The organism is Archangium violaceum (genome assembly GCF_016887565.1).
Classification (GTDB): Bacteria; Myxococcota; Myxococcia; order Myxococcales; family Myxococcaceae; genus Archangium; species Archangium violaceum_B.
This window is the reverse complement of record NZ_CP069396.1, coordinates 10,818,128-10,834,985: the sequence shown is the minus strand read 5'-3', so window position 1 is coordinate 10,834,985 and position 16,858 is coordinate 10,818,128. Positions and strand designations below refer to the sequence as shown.

At 68.3% G+C, this 16,858-nt stretch carries 15 protein-coding genes; 6 read left to right on the top strand and 9 right to left on the bottom strand.

Going from position 1 to position 16,858, the window contains the following annotated elements:
• Window positions 1–119: 119 nt before the first annotated feature.
• On the top strand, window positions 120–1,424 hold the full coding sequence (locus JRI60_RS43065; RefSeq protein ID WP_204221876.1) for a neutral/alkaline non-lysosomal ceramidase N-terminal domain-containing protein: 1,305 nt from the start codon (window positions 120–122) through the stop codon (window positions 1,422–1,424).
• Window positions 1,425–1,434: 10 nt separating this feature from the next.
• Here JRI60_RS43065 and yhbY read toward each other — a convergent pair whose 3' ends face one another.
• The 3 genes from yhbY to JRI60_RS43050 form a co-directional block, all read right to left on the bottom strand.
• Window positions 1,435–1,725, bottom strand: coding sequence for a ribosome assembly RNA-binding protein YhbY (gene yhbY, locus JRI60_RS43060; protein WP_204221875.1), 291 nt, complete (start codon window positions 1,723–1,725; stop codon window positions 1,435–1,437).
• Window positions 1,726–1,779: 54 nt separating this feature from the next.
• Window positions 1,780–4,419 (bottom strand): DUF4388 domain-containing protein, encoded by a 2,640-nt coding sequence (locus JRI60_RS43055; RefSeq protein ID WP_204221874.1) that lies wholly within the window; start codon window positions 4,417–4,419, stop codon window positions 1,780–1,782.
• Window positions 4,420–4,495: 76 nt separating this feature from the next.
• Window positions 4,496–5,299, bottom strand: a complete 804-nt coding sequence (locus JRI60_RS43050) for a hypothetical protein (protein ID WP_204221873.1) — start codon at window positions 5,297–5,299, stop codon at window positions 4,496–4,498.
• Between the two features lie 90 nt (window positions 5,300–5,389).
• Here JRI60_RS43050 and JRI60_RS43045 point away from each other — a divergent pair, with 90 nt between their 5' ends.
• From JRI60_RS43045 to JRI60_RS43035, 3 genes are all read left to right on the top strand, one after another.
• Complete coding sequence (locus tag JRI60_RS43045; RefSeq protein WP_204221872.1) at window positions 5,390–6,157, top strand: TSUP family transporter; 768 nt, start codon at window positions 5,390–5,392, stop codon at window positions 6,155–6,157.
• A gap of 501 nt (window positions 6,158–6,658) precedes the next feature.
• Window positions 6,659–7,522, top strand: a complete 864-nt coding sequence (locus tag JRI60_RS43040) for an AHH domain-containing protein (protein WP_204221871.1) — start codon at window positions 6,659–6,661, stop codon at window positions 7,520–7,522.
• Between the two features lie 191 nt (window positions 7,523–7,713).
• A complete protein-coding gene (locus JRI60_RS43035; RefSeq protein ID WP_239470062.1) occupies window positions 7,714–8,106 on the top strand; it encodes an imm11 family protein in 393 nt (130 codons plus the stop codon).
• 22 nt (window positions 8,107–8,128) lie between these two features.
• On the opposite strand, the gene JRI60_RS43030 is transcribed toward JRI60_RS43035, so the two are convergent.
• From JRI60_RS43030 to JRI60_RS43005, 6 genes are all read right to left on the bottom strand, one after another.
• Window positions 8,129–8,644 (bottom strand): YfbM family protein, encoded by a 516-nt coding sequence (locus JRI60_RS43030; RefSeq protein WP_204221869.1) that lies wholly within the window; start codon window positions 8,642–8,644, stop codon window positions 8,129–8,131.
• A 91-nt stretch (window positions 8,645–8,735) separates the two neighbouring features.
• Window positions 8,736–10,397: an acyl-CoA mutase large subunit family protein gene (locus JRI60_RS43025; RefSeq protein ID WP_204221868.1), complete on the bottom strand. Its 1,662-nt coding sequence runs from the start codon at window positions 10,395–10,397 to the stop codon at window positions 8,736–8,738.
• Window positions 10,398–10,418: 21 nt separating this feature from the next.
• A complete protein-coding gene (locus JRI60_RS54790) occupies window positions 10,419–10,928 on the bottom strand; it encodes an acetyl-CoA carboxylase biotin carboxyl carrier protein subunit (protein WP_204221867.1) in 510 nt (169 codons plus the stop codon).
• A 20-nt stretch (window positions 10,929–10,948) separates the two neighbouring features.
• Window positions 10,949–12,463, bottom strand: coding sequence for an acetyl-CoA carboxylase biotin carboxylase subunit (gene accC, locus JRI60_RS43015; protein WP_204221866.1), 1,515 nt, complete (start codon window positions 12,461–12,463; stop codon window positions 10,949–10,951).
• Between the two features lie 114 nt (window positions 12,464–12,577).
• Window positions 12,578–13,219, bottom strand: a complete 642-nt coding sequence (locus tag JRI60_RS43010) for a hypothetical protein (protein ID WP_204221865.1) — start codon at window positions 13,217–13,219, stop codon at window positions 12,578–12,580.
• 111 nt (window positions 13,220–13,330) lie between these two features.
• Window positions 13,331–14,893 (bottom strand): acyl-CoA carboxylase subunit beta, encoded by a 1,563-nt coding sequence (locus tag JRI60_RS43005; RefSeq protein ID WP_204221864.1) that lies wholly within the window; start codon window positions 14,891–14,893, stop codon window positions 13,331–13,333.
• 165 nt (window positions 14,894–15,058) lie between these two features.
• Between JRI60_RS43005 and sitA5 the strand changes: the two genes are divergently transcribed.
• Window positions 15,059–16,393 carry a SitA5 family polymorphic toxin gene (sitA5, locus tag JRI60_RS43000; RefSeq protein ID WP_430384349.1) on the top strand — a complete coding sequence of 445 codons (1,335 nt, stop codon included), beginning with the start codon at window positions 15,059–15,061 and terminating at the stop codon, window positions 16,391–16,393.
• Window positions 16,390–16,743: a DUF2019 domain-containing protein gene (locus tag JRI60_RS42995; protein WP_204221862.1), complete on the top strand. Its 354-nt coding sequence runs from the start codon at window positions 16,390–16,392 to the stop codon at window positions 16,741–16,743. Before sitA5 ends, JRI60_RS42995 begins: the two co-directional genes overlap by 4 nt.
• Window positions 16,744–16,858: the final 115 nt, after the last annotated feature.

Sequence of the window (16,858 nt, the reverse complement as noted above, 5' to 3'; positions counted from 1 at the left end):
CGAACGGAACTGGAGAACGGTTGCCTCGTCCAAAGGTATTCCGCCCACAGGGGATGTGAGGAACGGACGAGCAGCCGGGCACCCGGAATTCCCCGCTTGGAGGTAGGCTTCCACCCCCCATGTCTCCCCGCTGGCGGCGGTTCCTTCGTTCCCTGCTTCCCCTGTTTGTGCTGACTCTCGGGTCCGCGTACGCGCTGGCGTCATGGAACTGGTGCGGGCGGTGGGGCGAGCGCACCCCCGTGGTGCGAGGGCAGGCGCGCGCCGAGGGCCTCCTGCGCGCCGGCGCGGCGAGGGTGGACCTGGAGCCGCCTTTTCCAGTGGTGGTGGCTGGCTATGGGCCTCTTCGTCCGGAGGCCAGCCAGGCGGACCTCCCGCCGAGGGCCCGCGCGGTGGTGCTGGCCGTGGGGGACGTGAAGGTGGGGCTGGTGTCGCTGGAGCTGCTGCTGGTGCCCGACGCGCTCGTGGCCGCGGTGCGCGAGCGTGCCGCCGACCTGGGGCTCCAGGGGCTGGTGGTGGTGGCCACGCACTCGCACTCGTCCTTCGGAGGGTATGACCCGCGGCTGGTGTCGCAGCTCGCCGGTACCGGGCGGTACCGGAAGCAGGCGCTGGAGGCGGCGGTGGCCGGAGCCAGCGAGGCGCTGCACCAGGCCGCGGCGAAGCTCACGGACGTCACGCTGGAGGTGGGGGAGGCCCGGGAGCCGGGGCTGGTGCGCTCGCGCTCGGGTGGAGAGGACCCGGATGGGACGCTCACCCGCGCCGTGCTGAGGAGCGCGTCCGGGCCCGTGGCGGAGCTGCTGGTGTTCTCCTCGCACCCCACGGTGGTTCCGAGGAAGAGGGCTTTCGTGGATCCGGACTGGCCGGGGCGCTTGAGCTTGCTGCGCGAGGAGAAGGGTGGGGTGGCGCTGGTGCTGCAGGGGGCGGCGGGCAACGTCTCGGTGTCCTTCGACGAGGGCGAGGGCGTGGAGAAGGCGGCGGCCTACGCGCGGGCGGTGGCGGGGCTGGCCGAGCGAGCGGCGCCGGTGGCGGCCGGCACGTCGAGGCTGGCCTTTGCGCGAGCGGAGGTGGCGCTGCCGAGGCCAGACGCCTCGCGGCTGGTGCCGTCGTACTCGCGGGCGGCGGGGGACAACTTCCTGTGTGCGTCGTCCTCCCGGACGGCGGAGGTGGGGGCGCTGGTGCTGGGTCCGCTGGAGCTGCTGTTGCTGCCGGGCGAGCCCACGGTGGCGGCGGGGTCGGCGCTGTTGCGGCGCACGGGCGCCACGGGGGTGCTGGGACTGGCGGACGGTTACGTGGGGTACGTGGACACGCCGGAACTGGTGACGGCGGGACAGGGCGAGGCCCGTCACCAGTACTTCGGCCCCGCGCTGCTCGACAGGTTGGGCGCGGGGGTGGAAGTGGCGGCCCAGGCCGCGGGCTTCACCCGCTGAGGGCGCTGCCTCAGTAGTCCTCGAACTCCGAGTCCTCCGCGCGCTTCTTGAAGAGCAGCGCGGTGCGGCCCAGCAGCTGGACCAGCTCGGCGCTGGTGCCCTGGGCCAGCTTCTCGGCGGCCTCGTGGCGGTCCTCTGGACCCTCGTGGATCTTCACCTTGATGAGCTCGTGGTCGTGCAGCGCCTGCTCGACGGCGGCGATGACGCCCTCGGTGACGCCCGACTGGCCCACGATGACCACCGGCTCCAGGTGGTGTCCCAGCCCGCGAAGCTGGCGGCGCTGTTTTCCGGTCAACGGCAAGACTCTTCTCCTCGTGTGGGGGAGCCCACGGTGGCGCTCCCGAGGTGGCGCACCCTACTTCTTTTGCGCCGCCATGCGGATCTCCCGCTGCGCGTCGATGTGATTTGGCTGAATCTCCACCGTCTTCTGGAAGTGCTTCAGCGCGCCGCTGTTGTCTCCGCAAAGCTTGGCGATGACACCCAGGAAGTAGTGCGCCGAGGCGACCTTCTCGTTCTTCTTCAGACAGAACTGGATGTCCTTGAAGGCCTCGGTGTAGGCCACCTTCTTGTCCTCGAAGGTGAAGAAGCGGGCGTAGCCGCGCCAGGCGTAGAACTCGGGTTCCTCGCCGTTGAGCTGGATGGCCTCGTCGAGGATCTTCACCGCCTCGGCGAACTTCCTGGCCTTGATGTGCAGGCCGGCCTTGCGGAAGAGCTCCTCGCTCTTGAGGATGGCCTCCACGTCGACCTGCTGCTCCTGCTTGCCGCCGCCGTGCTTGAGCTCCTCGATGTACGCGGCGCGGCCCTTGTCGTCCGAGAGCGTCCGGTAGGCCTCGCCGATGTAGGCGAAGACGTCGGCCTTGAGCTTCTCCAGCTCTGGAGGCGCGCCGGGCGGCAGGGTGTCCGGGTGGTACTGCCTGGCCAGCTTGAAGTAGGCGATCTTCACCGCCGGGCCGTTGGTGTCCGCCCCCAGGCCCAGGCGCTCGAAGTGGTTCTGCTCCTTGAGCTTTTCGGCCAGCTCGCGGAGGACGGGAATCTCGTCGGCACCCGGAGTGGCTCCCGAGGCGGCGGGAGCCTGTGCGGGAGCGGCTGGTTTGGCGGCGGGAGCGGCGGGGGCCGGAGCGGGAGCGGCCGGTTTCGCCACGGGAGCGGGGGCCGCTGGTTTCGCCGCGGGAGCGGCCGGTTTCGCCGCGGGAGCAGCCGGTTTCGCCGCGGGAGTGGTGGGGGCGGGCGCCGCCGGGCGTGGCGCCTGGGGCGTGGTGCCAGCCTGGGCGACACCCGGAGCCGTGACAGCGCGTCCAGGCGCGGGTGCGCCGGCCGGAGCGACACCTGGAGCGGTGACCGCGCGTCCAGCGTTGGGTGCACCGGCCTGGGGCGTGGCACCGGCCTGGGCGACACCAGGAGCGGTGACGGCACGTCCAGGCGCGGGTGCGCCGGCCTGGGTGACACCAGGGGCAGTGACAGCACGTCCAGGCGCGGGCGCGCCGGCCTGGGGCGCCGAGGCAGGGGCCTGTGGCGGAGGAGGGGCCGCGCGCTGGGCCACGGCCGCGAAGGACACCCCGTCGAGATCCTTGAGGAGGAACACGAGCCGCAGCACGTGGTCGGCGTCCTGGGGGACGTCGGTGAGGAGCTGGCCGGTGGAGCGCACTCCGTCGATGAGGGCGAGCACGCGCACCTCGTGAGGGGTGAGGCGCAGGTCGCCGGTGGCCACGCGTCCGTTGGACTTCATCACCGGCAGGCCAAGGATGGGCTGGAGCCTGCGCCGGAGGTCCGCGCTGGGCAGGCGGCGCACGAGGTCGCTCAGCACCGCCCACTTGTTGCCCAGGGGCATGGCCTTGGCGGGGGGCAGGTCCTTGGGCTCGAAGGAGAAGGCGCCGGACTCGGCGCGCAGGCCCTTGAGGAGGATGGCTTGGGCGCGGTGCGCCAGCTGGGTGAAGGCGGAGGTGGGCTGGAGCAGGCCCAGGCCGAAGAGGGCGGCGAGCAACTCACCACCGAAGCGGCCCCGGGCGGCCTCGGCCTGCTGGAGCTGCTCCGGGGTGACGAGCTTCGCCTGGAGGAGCGAGGTGCTCAGCGCGTCCTCGGGGTGCGAGGAGTCGATGAACTCGGGATTGCCCTTGCGGAAGTGGATGCTGACGGTGCCGTCGGCGAGGGTGAGCGTGAGCAGACCCGTGTGGTTGCCGGCGGCGAGCAGGCCGTAGAGGCGCACGAGCGAGTGCGTCTCGAGCTGTCCGCTGCTGGGAGGCACTTCCGCCGGGCCCGTGGCCGCCGCGGGAGCGGGGTGGGTGGGGATGCCAGGTCCGACGGGACGCGCGGTGGTGGCGGGCGCGGGGGCCTGCTGGGGCGCGGCGCCGGGAGGTACGGGACGAGCGGCGGCCTGTGGAGGAGTGCCAGGAGCAGGCTGGGTGGGGATTCCGGGCCCGACGGGACGCGCGGTGGTGGCGGGCGCGGGAGGCCGCTGGGGCGCGGCGGCGGGAGCGCCAGGACGCGGAGCCACGGTGGGGACCGCTCCGGGCATTCCGGGCGCGAGCGTCGTGCCAGGCGGGCGGGCGGCCCCCGGGGGAGCCCCGGGAGGAACGGCTCCTGAAGGTGCGGCGGGCCGGACACCCGGACCCGCGACGGGGACACCGGGGCGTGAGGCGGCGACGGCCCCGGGGCCGGCCATGGGCGCTCCGGCGGGCCCTCGCGGCGCGGCTCCAGTGGCGGGCCTGGCGGGCTGGGGTCCGGTGGGCGCGGTGGTGGGCGCGGGTGCCACGGCCGGAGCCATCGGAGTGGTGGGGCCGGGGACCACGACGTCTCCCCACATCTCGCGAGGGAAGGCATCGCGGATGTGCGGGAAGCGCCCCGGGAAGGCGAAGTTGATGCCGTCCTCGGAGACCTGGAGCCGGCCCTGGATGCTGCCGTTATCGATGAGCAGCTCGATGGTCGGCAGGGCCAGCGGACCCCAGATCATCCCCGTCTCGTTCCGCACGAAATATTGCCGGACGTCTCCCTCCGCCATCTCCGATGTCACTCCTTGTGTGCGTCAGCCACCCTACCCCTGTCTCGGGTCATGGGAAAGCAAGCTGCCGGGCGCCCTAGGGCGCCTCCATCGCGGCCAGGCCGATCAGGCTCAAGCAGGCGGGGTCGGCGTCCTGGATGCTCGGTGGGTCGAAGCAGTGGACTTCCGTGTCGAACACCTTGCAGATCCCCTTGGGGGTGGCCGCGCAGGCCACCTTGGAATAGGCCTTGGTGCAGCCGTAGCCGCACACCGGCTGGTTGTCGCTGAGCTGGCACTGCAGCGGGGGCAGCGACTTGCCCCAGGCGCAGAACGCCTGGGCGGGTGGGTCGAAGCAGCTGAGCTGGAGGCCATCGCTCTTGCAGATGCCCACAGGCGTCTTGCCGCAGGCCACCTTGCCAGCGCCGAGGGTGCACTTGTAGCCGCACGCGAGCTCCGTGCCATTGCCGCGGCACTCGGCCTTGGGCGTCTCCCGGCCGTAGACGGCGTACACCTCGGGGGGAGGGTCGAAGCAGACGATCTCGTCGTTGCGGCCGGAGCAGATGCCCGCCGGGGTGCGAGCGCACTTCACCTTGCCGAACTGGGTGGCGCACTGGTAGCCGCAGGCGACCTGCCCGTCGATGGTCTTGCACTCGGGCTGGGGCAGCGCGTCGCCGTAGATGCGGACGATGTGGGGGGGAGGGTCGAAGCAGACGGCCTGGCCATCGACGACCTGGCAATACCCCTGGGGGGTCTGGGCGCACCGGACGCGCTGTCCATCCGACTTGCACTGGTATCCGCAGGCCACGTGACCGTCGATGGAGCGGCAGGTGGGTCCTTTCGGGTCCACTGGCGCCGCCGACAGCAGCGCGAGGGTCATCACGGAGACGAGGGACGCGAGCACGATGGATGGAACCTCGACGGGGGGCGGGGACCCCGATTGACGCCCAGAGTCGCCGCGCGCGCAAGCTTTGGACGTGGTAGGTGGCCGCTCGTGGACGTCACCCCGCTCGAAATCGTCCTGTTGTGCGTCGCGGCCCTCACGGCCGGTGTGGTGGATGCCATCGCCGGAGGAGGAGGGCTGGTGACGCTGCCCGCCCTCCTGGCGACCGGTCTGCCGCCGCACGTGGTCCTGGGCACCAACAAGGGCCAGTCCGTGTTCGGCGCCTTCGCGGCGCTGGTGCGCTTCTCCCGGGCAGGGCTGGTGAAGGGGAAGCTCGCGGTCATCACCTTCCCGATGGGATTGGTGGGCTCGTTGCTCGGGGCGGCGCTGGTGCTGCTGCTGCGCCCCGAGGTGCTCAAGCCCGTGGTGCTCGTGTTGCTGGTGGCAGTGGCCGCCTTCCTGGCCTTCCGCCGAGGGCCGCCGCCGGGCGAGAGGCCGGAACCGCCGGCCCGGCGCATGATGACGCTGGGCGCGGTCATCGCGCTCATCATCGGCACCTATGACGGCTTCTTCGGGCCGGGGACGGGGACGTTCCTCATCATCTGCTTCTCGGGGCTGCTGGGGCACAACCTGACGAAGGCCTCGGCGGACGCGAAGGTGGTGAACTTCGCGACGAACCTCGCGGCGGTGGGCCTCTTCGCGTACCGGGGCCTGGTGCTGTGGCACGTGGCCCTGCCCATGGCCGCGGCCCAGTTCACCGGCGCGTGGATCGGCGCGCATATGGCCGTGCGAGGAGGCGACAAGCTGGTGCGCAAGGTGGTGCTTCTGGTGGTGGTGGCGCTCGTCATCAAGCTGGGCCGAGACGTGCTCGTCGGGTAGGCGGGAGGCCGCATGTCGAGGCAGGAACGCCGTGTGCCTTCGCGCGTGGGGGCGGGTCTGCTGGTGCTCCTCGTGTTGTCCGCGTGCACGGGGCCTCGGGTGCAAGGGCCGCCTCGAGCGGAGTGGGTGCGCCCCGTCACGGAGGAGCACCGGGCGGGAGCGTCTCCCGCGCCCTTCGCGCTGACGCCGCTTCCGGATGGGAGATGGCGGCTCGTCGTGCAGTCCCCTCCGGATGCGCCCCATTCCAGGGAGTTCACCCTTCAAGAGGCGCGGAGCGTGCTCTCCGTGCTCCATGACGGCCGCACCCAGCCTCGTGCACAGCCCGCTGTCTTTCAGCTCACTCAGAAAACGAATGGCTTGGACGATGAGGACGGACCGTCCGGTTGGGAGCGCCGGTTGTGGTCCGATTATGCGGCCAGGTACGGTGCGTCCTCTCTACCTCCACTGGGTGAACTGGCGGATGCGCGTCTCCGTCTCGCATTGCGTCTCGCGCCTGGATACATGGGCGAGGGCGTGCGAGATGCCGCGGAGGCTCTTCTCACCGATCCGCTCTTCGTTACGGGCGTCATCGTTTCGATGACCCTCTACATGGCTGCGTGGGCCATGCCGGAACCGCTCTTCTCCAAGGCGACGGCGGCAACTCTGACCTTCGTCCTGATGATGAGCTTCACGGTGGCGGAGATCCGGAACGCAGCTGTCGTGTTGTTGCGTCTGGAGCGTGACGCGCGGAAGGCACGCACCCTGGCCGAACTGGAGGCGGTCGCGGGGCGCTTCGGCCGGGCAGCGGGAGCGACGCTGTTGCGGATTCTGGTGATGGTGGCGGGCTGGACCGTGGGGAAAGCACTGCCTCCTGTACCTCGCGGAGGTATGGGAGGGCGGCTCATGGCACCCTCGGGTCCGAGACTCCCTGATGGCAGCCTCATCTCCTCCGGTCAGGTAGTCGCCGACGGCAGTCTCGTCATGACGGGGATCGCGAGTGGTACCGCGGCCTCAGCCGCACGCCAGGAAAGCCTCTGCAGCGACGGCTCAGAGGACGACGGAGTTCCGGGACACCACATCGCCACCATCCGGAACAGGGCTTCCAACGTACGTGGAGGACCCTGGACATTGGTCTTCGAACCCCTCTTCAAAAAGGCCGGAATGAGTCTCGATGCGCCTGAGAACATCGTTCGGGTCAGAGGACACAAGGGCCCTCATTCCGAGGAGTACCATTCGGAGGTCTTCAGACGGATCTCGACCGCGCTTCGAGGATGCAATGGTGTGGATGAGTGTCGAAGAGTCCTGAGCTCAGAACTCAAGGCGCTTGCAGCGGAGATCTGTACTCCCGGAACCGTGCTGAGCGAGCTTCTGATGCGGAAGCGCTGATGCTGAGGTGATCGCAACCCATGCTGAGATACTTCGACCTGGTAGATGACAAGTACGTGCCTGACAGATGGTTTCTGGGTGCTCCTGTTGACGCGCGAGGGCAAGAACTCAACCCCTGGCAATTCACAGAAGGGATTCGGCTCGATCTCGACGAGGAACTCCGCCTTCCAGTTCTTCAGCAGGGAACACCTTTGGAGCTCGATCAGGCGTCTTTCGCCATTCCTGTCGCTCACGCCCGAGTCGTCGACATCTTCGAGCGGCTCGGAGTGAAGGATGTCCAGTTCATCCCTGTCGAGATTGAATCCCAACCGGACCGCTACTTCATCCTCAACGCCACCCGGGTGGTGAAGTGCATCGATGACGCCCGCAGCGGTCAGGTGAATTACTGGAAGCCCGAGGATGGTCAGCCCGCCAAGGTCGGTACCTACCGGGCCGTCCATCGGTTGCGCATCGACCCGACGAAGGTGGGTGATGCGCGCATCTTCCGCACCTGGGGCTGGGTGGTGACCCTCGTCGTCTCCGAGGACATCAAGGAGGCACTGGAGCGCGAGCACGTGAGCGGCACGCGCTTCGTCGAGGTGTGACGTCGGCCACCGCCGCGTCCGCTCAGCCGATGAACACCAGCAGGCCGTGGCCACGCTTCGCCACGGTGGCCGTGAACTTCTTCAGCTCCTCGAAGTAGGACGACAGCTCCTCCTTCGGGTCGAGGTCCGGCGGAGGCTCTTCCCAGAAGCCCGGGTAGATGTCCTCTTCCTGCATCCGCGCCGGGTCGTAACGTCCCAGCAGCGTCTTCTCGGTGAGGGCTCCGAGGGATTTGGCGAGCGCCTTCACCTCGTCCGCCGTGAAGACGCGCGCGGTGCCCTCGTCCGAGGGGATGTCGCCCACGTCCTCGCCCCCTCGCACCAGGAAGTCCAGCGGCGCCTTGCCCTCCCACGCCGTGCCCGTCAGCAGGTACTGCAGGCCGTGCCACGTCTCCCCGATGTCGAGGTCCAGGAAGCGCGCACCCTCGGCGTCGCCGAAGTCCTCTTCGTCGTCGATGAACTCCTCGAGCTTGTCGGGGTGCTCCAGCAGCTTCTGGCGCTGGTTCTCCGTCAGGCTGCGCAGCGTGCAGAGCATTTCCATCCGTCTCTCCTGCTCGGGTCACGGGGGGAGCCCGGGATTCGACATACCCTCACCCCGTCCCTCTCCCGGAGGGAGAGGGGAAGTGGCTCTCTCACAGCACCACGTGCTCTCGGTGCTCTCCGAAGACGTCGCGCATCGCGTCGGAAATCTCTCCCAGCGTCGCGTACGCCTTCACCGCGTCCAGGATGAGCGGGATGAGGTTCTCGTCCGCATTCCCCGCCGCCTTGCGCAGCGCGTCCACCGTCCGCTGCGCCGCCCCGTTGTCCCGCTCGGCCCGCAGCTTCTTCATCCGCTCCAGCTGCGTGCGCTCCACCGCCTCGTCCACGCGCAGCAGCCCCGACGGCGGTGGCTCCTTCACCTGGAACTGGTTCACGCCCACCACCACCGTGCGCTTCTGCTCCACGTCCCGCTGCGCCTCGTAGGCCGCGTCCTGGATCTCCCCCTGCGGGTAGCCCTTCGCGATGGCCTCCACCATGCCGCCCATGTCGTCGATGCGGCGGATGTAGTCCTCGGCCTTGGCCTCCAGCTCGTCCGTCAGCCGCTCCACCGCGAACGCGCCACCCATCGGATCGATGATGTCCGCCACGCCCGACTCGTAGGCGATGACCTGCTGCGTGCGCAGCGCCAGCCGCGCCGACTCCTCGCTGGGCAGCGCGAGCGCCTCGTCCCGGCTGTTGGTGTGCAGCGACTGGGCTCCGCCCATCACCGCCGCGAGCGCCTGCAGCGCCACGCGCACCACGTTGTTGTCCACCTGCTGCGCCGTCAGCGTGCTGCCCGCCGTCTGCGCGTGGAAGCGCAGCATCATCGAGCGCGGATCCTTCGCCTTGAAGCGCTCCTTCATGATGCGCGCCCACAACCGCCTCGCCGCGCGGAACTTGGCGATCTCCTCGAGGAAGTTGTTGTGGACGTTGAAGAAGAAGGACAGCCGGCCGGCGAAGTCATCCACCTCCAGCCCCGCCTTCAGCGCCGCGTCCACGTAGGCGATGCCGTCCGCCAGCGTGAAGGCGATCTCCTGGGCCGCGGTGCTGCCGGCCTCGCGGATGTGGTAGCCGCTGATGGAGATGGGGTTCCACTTGGGCACCCGCTTCGCGCAGAAGGCGAAGAGGTTGGTGATGAGGCGCAGCGAGGGCTGCGGCGGGTAGATGTACGTCCCGCGCGCCATGTACTCCTTGAGGATGTCGTTCTGGACCGTGCCGGAGAGCTGCTCCAGCGCCACGCCGTTCTTCTCTCCCACCGCCGCGTAGAGGCACAGGAGGATGGGCGCCGTGGCGTTGATGGTCATCGAGGTGGACACCTGGTCCAGGGGAATCCCCTTGAGCAGCACCTCCATGTCCTGCAGCGAGGAGATGGAGACGCCCACCTTGCCCACCTCGCCATGCGCACGCGCGTGGTCCGCGTCCCGGCCCATCTGCGTGGGCAGGTCGAAGGCCACGGACAGACCCGTCTGCCCCGACTGGAGCAGGTAGTGGTAGCGCTTGTTGGCGTCCTCGGCGGTACCGAAGCCCGCGTACTGGCGCATCGTCCAGAAGCGGCCCCGGTACATGGTGGGCTGCACGCCACGGGTGAAGGGGTACTCGCCCGGGAAGCCCAGCTTCTCCTCGTACGCCCCCGTCACGTCATCGGGGGTGTAGAGCGGCTCCATCGTGACGCCGCTCGAGGTGCGGAACTCCGGATGGCGCTCGCCGGCCTTTCCCTTGGCCTTCTCGTACGTCTTCTGCTTCCAGCGGGCCTTCTCTGCCTTCGTGTCTGCCATGGCGCTTCCTCGGAGTCGCGTCTACTCGACCACCACGAGCTTCGCGTTGATCTCCACCGCGGTGCCTTCCTTGGCGGGCAGCTCCACCACCTTGCCGGCCTTGGGGCTCTTCAGCTCGTTCTCCATCTTCATCGCCTCGACGACCACCAGCCCCTGGCCCTCCTTGACCTCGTCGCCGAGCTTCACCAGCACCTTCACCACCTTGCCGGGCATGGGGGCGGCGATGAGCTGCTTGCCCTCCACCGAGAACGCCGCCGAGCCCGCGCGCAGGCGCAACCGGCGCTCGTCCGCCACGTCGATGCGGGTCACCTGCCCCCGCACCAGCACCTGCACCTCGTCGCCCTGCTCGTCGAACTCGACGCCGTAGGACGTGCCGTCCACCAGCATCGACACCGCGCCGTGGTCCAGCGTCAGCGCGTCCACGAGGAACGTCTTTCCGCCGTGCGTGAGCTTGAAGCGGTTCTCTCCGGCCGGCTCGATGTCCACCGGCACCGCTTCCTTCTGTCCCTGCAGCTTCGCGAAGTAACGCATTGGAGTGGTCCCGTGTGGTGTTAGCGCCCGCGGCGGCTCGACAGCCGCCACGCGGAGATTCCGCCCTTGCCGCCTTGCGACGGCGCCTGGGTCAGGGTCTTCGCCCGCTTCTGGTCCCGCTGGTACGCGTACACCACGCTCGCCAGCAGCGCCGCCTCGGTCAGCTGCGGATCCTCCGTCTTGCCCAGCAGTGTCTCGTGCTCGCGCGTGAGGAAGCTCGTGTCGTAGTCACCCTCGACGAACTCCGGGTGCGACAGGATTCCCTTCAGGTAGCGCACGTTGGTGGTGATGCCCTTCACCACGTACTCGCTCAGCGCCCGCTTCGCCCGCTCGATGGCCTCGCGCCGCGTGGGGGCCCACACGGACAGCTTGGAGATCATCGGGTCATACGTGTTGGGCACCGTGTACCCGGGGAACACGCCCGAGTCGTCACGCAGGTACGGGCCTCCCGGCACGCGCAGGTAGCTGATGCGGCCCGGGCTCGGCATGAAGTTGCGCGCGGGGTCTTCCGCGTAGATGCGCACCTCGATGGAGTGCCCGTTCGGCCTGGGCGCCTCGGTGTACGGCAGCTTCTCGCCCTCGGCGACCTTGATCTGCCAGGCCACCAGGTCCAGCCCCGTCACCCACTCCGTCACCGGGTGCTCCACCTGGAGACGGGTGTTCATCTCCAGGAAGTAGAAGTTGCGGTGCACGTCCACGAGGAACTCCACCGTGCCCGCGCCCACGTAGCCCACAGCCTTGGCGGCCTTCACCGCCACCTCGCCCATCTTCGCCCGCATCTCCGGGGTGAGGATGGGGCTGGGCGTCTCCTCCACCACCTTCTGGTGGCGGCGCTGCGCCGAGCACTCGCGCTCGTTGAGGTGGATGGTGTTGCCGTACTGGTCGGCGAACACCTGAATCTCCACGTGGTGCGGCTTCTCGAGGTACTTCTCGATGTAGACGGCGTCGTTGCCGAAGGCGTTCATCGCCTCGCTCTTGGCCGCGCGCCAGGAGGACTCGAAGTCCTCGAGCCGCTCCACCTTGCGCATGCCCTTGCCGCCACCGCCGCCGGCCGCCTTGAGCATCACCGGCACGCCGATCTTCTCGGTGTAGGCGCGCGCCTCCTCGATGGTGGCGATGGGCTCGGCGGTACCAGGCACCACGGGCACGCCGGCCTTGATCATGTTCTGCCGGGCGCGCGTCTTCTCGCCCATGGCGTCCATGGCCGAGGCGGGCGGGCCGATGAAGGTGATGCCGGCCTTCTCGCACGCGCGCACGAAGGACGCGTTCTCCGAGAGGAAGCCGTAGCCGGGATGGATGGCGTCCGCGCCGGCCTTCTTGGCGGCCTCCAGAATCCGCTCCTGCACGAGATAGCTCTCGCGCGAGGGCGGGGGGCCCACCAGGAAGGCCTGGTCGGCGGTGCGGACGTGAAGGGCGGAGCGGTCCGCCTCGGAGTAGACCGCCACCGTGGAGATGCCGAGCTCCTTGCAGGTGCGCATCACCCGGACGGCGATCTCGCCGCGATTGGCGACGAGGATTTTGCGGATCTTGGGCATGGACGCTCCCTTTAGCACAGGGGAGCGCATGCTCGGGCGAGCGCGATGGTGCCCGGTGTCGGGCACTGGCCGCCGATACGTCGCGCTACTCGGAGCGTGTAGCTCCGGCGGTGGCTACTTGCGGCTGCTGAGGTACTGCTCCATCAGCCGGCGGGCCTCGCTCAGCTTGGCCTCGACGAAGCGGTCATCCTCGTCCGGCTCGGGGGGCGCCGGGGGCTGCTCCGCCGGGTGCCGGGCCTTGCCCTGGCCCTTGCCCTTGGCAGGGGCGGGGGAGTGGGGCTCGTCACCGCCGAAGTCCACCGCCGCGGCGAGCAGGTTGCGGGCCGTGGCACCACCATCGAGCAGGCGGCCGAGCAGGGGAGCCTCCACACCCAGCCAGCGGGCCGTTTGACGCACCACGTCAATGTACTCGCCCTCGAGGGAGCGGGAGGGACGGCCGGGCTCGCTCAAGGAGGCGCGGCCATAGCTGCCGGCCTTGTCGGTGTAGAGGCCGACGGCCTGGTCACGGAAGTCGCGGGCCACGGAGCGGATGAGGGAGTCCAGGTGGTCCTCGGGGACGGCCTTGCCACCAGAGGGGGTCAGCTTCAGCTCGGCCACTCGCCAGCCGGCATCGGCCAGGGAGGTGGCGGACTCGACCCAGCGGACCTCCGGCATGGGGACGTTGGCGGCCTCACAGGCGCGGGTGAGCGTCTGGCGCAGGGCGGTGAGGTTGCCTTCGATGTCAGCGAGGAAGAGGATGAGGCGGGGTTGAGACAAAAGGGGCTCCTTATCTGGTGCGCTCCTTCAAAGCGTGAACGCCCCCCCTAAAATTTCCCCGGGGAGGCGTTCTGTCACTTCTGTGTCAGAAACCCTTGCCTGCTCGCCTGCTTACAGGGGGATGTTGCCGTGCTTGCGCGGCGGGTTCTCCTGGCGCTTGTTCTTCAGCATCTCCAGGGCGCGGATGACCTTGGCGCGCGTTTCCTCGGGGCGGATGACCTCGTCGATGTAGCCCAGCTCGGCCGCCTTGTAGGGGTTGGCGAACTTCTCGCGGTAGTCGTTCACCAGGCGGGTGCGCTCGGTGTTGGCGTCCTTCGCCTTGAGCAGCTCGTTGCGGAAGATGATGTTGACCGCGCCCTCGGGGCCCATGACCGCGATTTCGGCCGTGGGGTAGGCGTAGTTGATGTCCGCGCGGATGTGCTTGGAGGCCATGACGTCATAGGCGCCGCCGTAGGCCTTGCGGGTGATGAGGGTGATCTTGGGGACGGTGGCCTCGGCGAAGGCGTAGAGCAGCTTGGCGCCGTGCGTGATGATGCCGCCCCACTCCTGGTCCGTACCGGGCAGGAAGCCGGGCACGTCCACGAGGGTGAGGAGCGGGATGTTGAAGCAGTCGCAGAAGCGCACGAAGCGCGCCGCCTTCACGCTCGCGTCGATGTCCAGCACGCCCGCCAGCACCGCCGGCTGGTTGGCCACGATGCCCACCGGCTTGCCGTTCATGCGCGCGAAGCCGATGACCATGTTCTTGGCGAAGTGCTCCTGCACCTCGAAGAAGTGCTTGTTGTCGACGACGGCGCGGATGATCTCCTTGATGTCGTAGGGCTTGTTCGGGTTGCTGGGGACGACCGTCTTGAGGCTCTCGTCGGCGCGGAACGGATCGTCCTCGCACGGCTGGACGGGCGGGTCCTCCTGGTTGTTGGAGGGCAGGAAGGAGAGCAGCTCGCGGGTGAGGAGGATGGCGTTCTGCTCGTTCTCCGCGGCGAAGTGCGCCACGCCCGACTTCTGGTTGTGCGCCAGCGCGCCGCCCAGGTCCTCCTTGCTCACCTCCTCGTGCGTCACCGTCTTGATGACGTCCGGGCCGGTGATGAACATGTAGGAGGTGTCCTTCACCATCATGATGAAGTCCGTGATGGCCGGCGAGTACACCGCGCCGCCCGCGCACGGGCCCATGATGAGGGAGATTTGAGGCACCACGCCCGAGGCGAGGGTGTTGCGCAGGAAGATGTCGGCGTAGCCGGCGAGGCTCTCGACGCCCTCCTGGATGCGCGCGCCGCCCGAGTCGTTCAGGCCGATGACGGGAGCGCCCACGCGCATGGCCATGTCCATGATCTTGCAGATCTTCTGGGCATAGGCGCCGGAGAGCGAGCCGCCGAAGACGGTGAAGTCCTGGGCGAAGACGAAGATCTGACGGCCCTCGACGGTGCCGTAGCCGGTGACGACGCCGTCGCCGAGGATCTTCTTGTCGCCCATGCCGAAGTCGTTGCTGCGGTGGGTGACGAACTTGTCCAGCTCGGTGAAGGAGCCGGGGTCGAGTAGCAGGTCGATGCGCTCGCGAGCGGTGAGCTTGCCGGCCTCGTGCTGCTTGGCGATGCGGTCAGCGCCACCGCCCAGCTCGGCCTGCTTCTCCATCTGCTGCAGCCGGGAGCGAAGAGGGTCCTTCTCGGAGGTTGCGTCCATGGTGCGCGCATCTAGCACGATTGGGCCCGTGCCGGGCACCTGGGGTGCATGTGCCGAGAGGCCGTTGACGGCGATGGATGAGCATCACTTACGGAGGTCCGCAAGCGATGTGGGGAAATGTGTACGCCGCTTACGGACGTCCGCAAGTGAAGTGCACAATGCGGCATGTTCGCTCGTTTCGCCTCATACCCCGAGGGCCAGCAGCGGTGTCCCTGGATGCCCGTCCTGGTGCTGGCGGCGCTCGTGCTGCTGGGGGGATGCGCCACCGGGGCATCCTCTATGCGGGAAGTGGCGCTCGGGGAGCATGAGCGGGTCTTCGCCGCATTGCCTACGAGTTTCGGGCCGGTGCGGGTGGGCGAGGCGGAGTTCTTGGACGCCGTGGCGCATCTGGTTTTGGAGATGCCGCTGCGGTTGGCGCCCTCTCATGTTCCGTTGCTTCCTGGCCGCAGGTTGGCGCTGGCCTCTGGACCCCTGGTGGGTGGGACGTGGCAGTCAGAATTGGCCCGGTCCTACGGGCGCTTCTGCGAAAGGCGTGGCACTCCAGGCGACTGCCTCACGCTCTTCGAGGATGGTCCACACCTGCGAGATGACGACAAGCGTCGCATTGCGCTGGCGTTAGCCGTAGGCCCGGCCTTGGAGGGTGTGGATGCGGAGGTGCGAGCCATGCTCAGCCCCGCGCGTGTGACGGCCATGGTGAGCATCACCCTCACGGCCTACATGGCGCTACTGGTGGCACCGGAACCGGTGTCCAAGGGGGCCGCCGCTGCCTTCGCGGTTCTCATGTGGGGCTATCTGGGGATGGAGTTGTGGGAGCTCATCGAAGGATGGATGGTGCTCTCGGAGGATTCAGCGCGAGCTACCTCTTTCACGGAACTACGTGAGGCGGGAGAGCGGTTCGGCCAGCGCATCGGGCCCAACAGTGTGCGCATCCTCGTCATGGTAGGGACGGCGGCGCTCGGGGAGACCGCAGCGCTCATGTCCAAGGCGCCGAAGCTGCCTGGCTTCGCGCAGGCCGCGGGCTCGGGGGCGCAACATGGCGGCGTGCGCATGCTCGCGGCCGTTGCCGAGACGGAAAAGGTCGTCATCTCGGCCGCCGAGGGCTCCATCCGCGTTGTCCTGCCTCTCAATGCCGTTGCGATGGCCGCACGGAACGGAGGGAGGGACGGCTGGGTTCTTCCCAATGGTCACCGCGCCTTCAAGTCCTTCGATGACTTCAAGGACTTCATGGGGCCGGCGGGCGAGGGCAAGCAATGGCACCACATTGTCGAGCAGCGCAATGTCGGCCGGTTCGGCTCCGAGGCCATTCACAACACCGAGAACGTCGTTCGGTTGGAAGAGGGCCTGCACATGGATGTCAGCGCGCTCTATTCGTCCAAGCGGCCCAGGATCACAGGTTCGGATACCCTGACCGTCAGGCAGTGGCTGAGCACGCAATCCTATGAAGCCCAGCGTCAATTCGGACTGCGAGCCATCGATTACGTAAGAAGAGGTATCTGGTGACGAAGCTCGAAGAACTGGTCCAGGAGTTCGCTCGAAGCGTAGCCGCGCAGTCGGATGCTATCTTTCGCGGGGACGCCAAGACCGGCAACAAGCACGCGGATCGGTACATCGCCGCGTTCAAGAAGCTACGTGCCCACGGTGATGCCGGGCGAGATGCGCTCACCGTACTGCTCATGCATCCCAACGTGGATGTGAGGACCACGGCGGCCTCGTTCCTTCTTCGCTACCGGACAGCGGAGGCCAAGGCGGTCTTGGAGGAGGCCGCGAAGGGAGAGGGACTGGTCGCATTTGAGTCCTCCGAAGCGTTGAAGCGGTGGGAGGAAGGTACCTGGGCGCTAGATCCTGAATGAATAAGCTTATTTGGAATCTGTTTCGGTAGGTTTTCCATCTACCTTGTCTGTTGAGGAGCCGTCCGTTAGGAGCAGCACTTGCCGAAACAGGCTCTGTTACTACCCGGTCACTTGG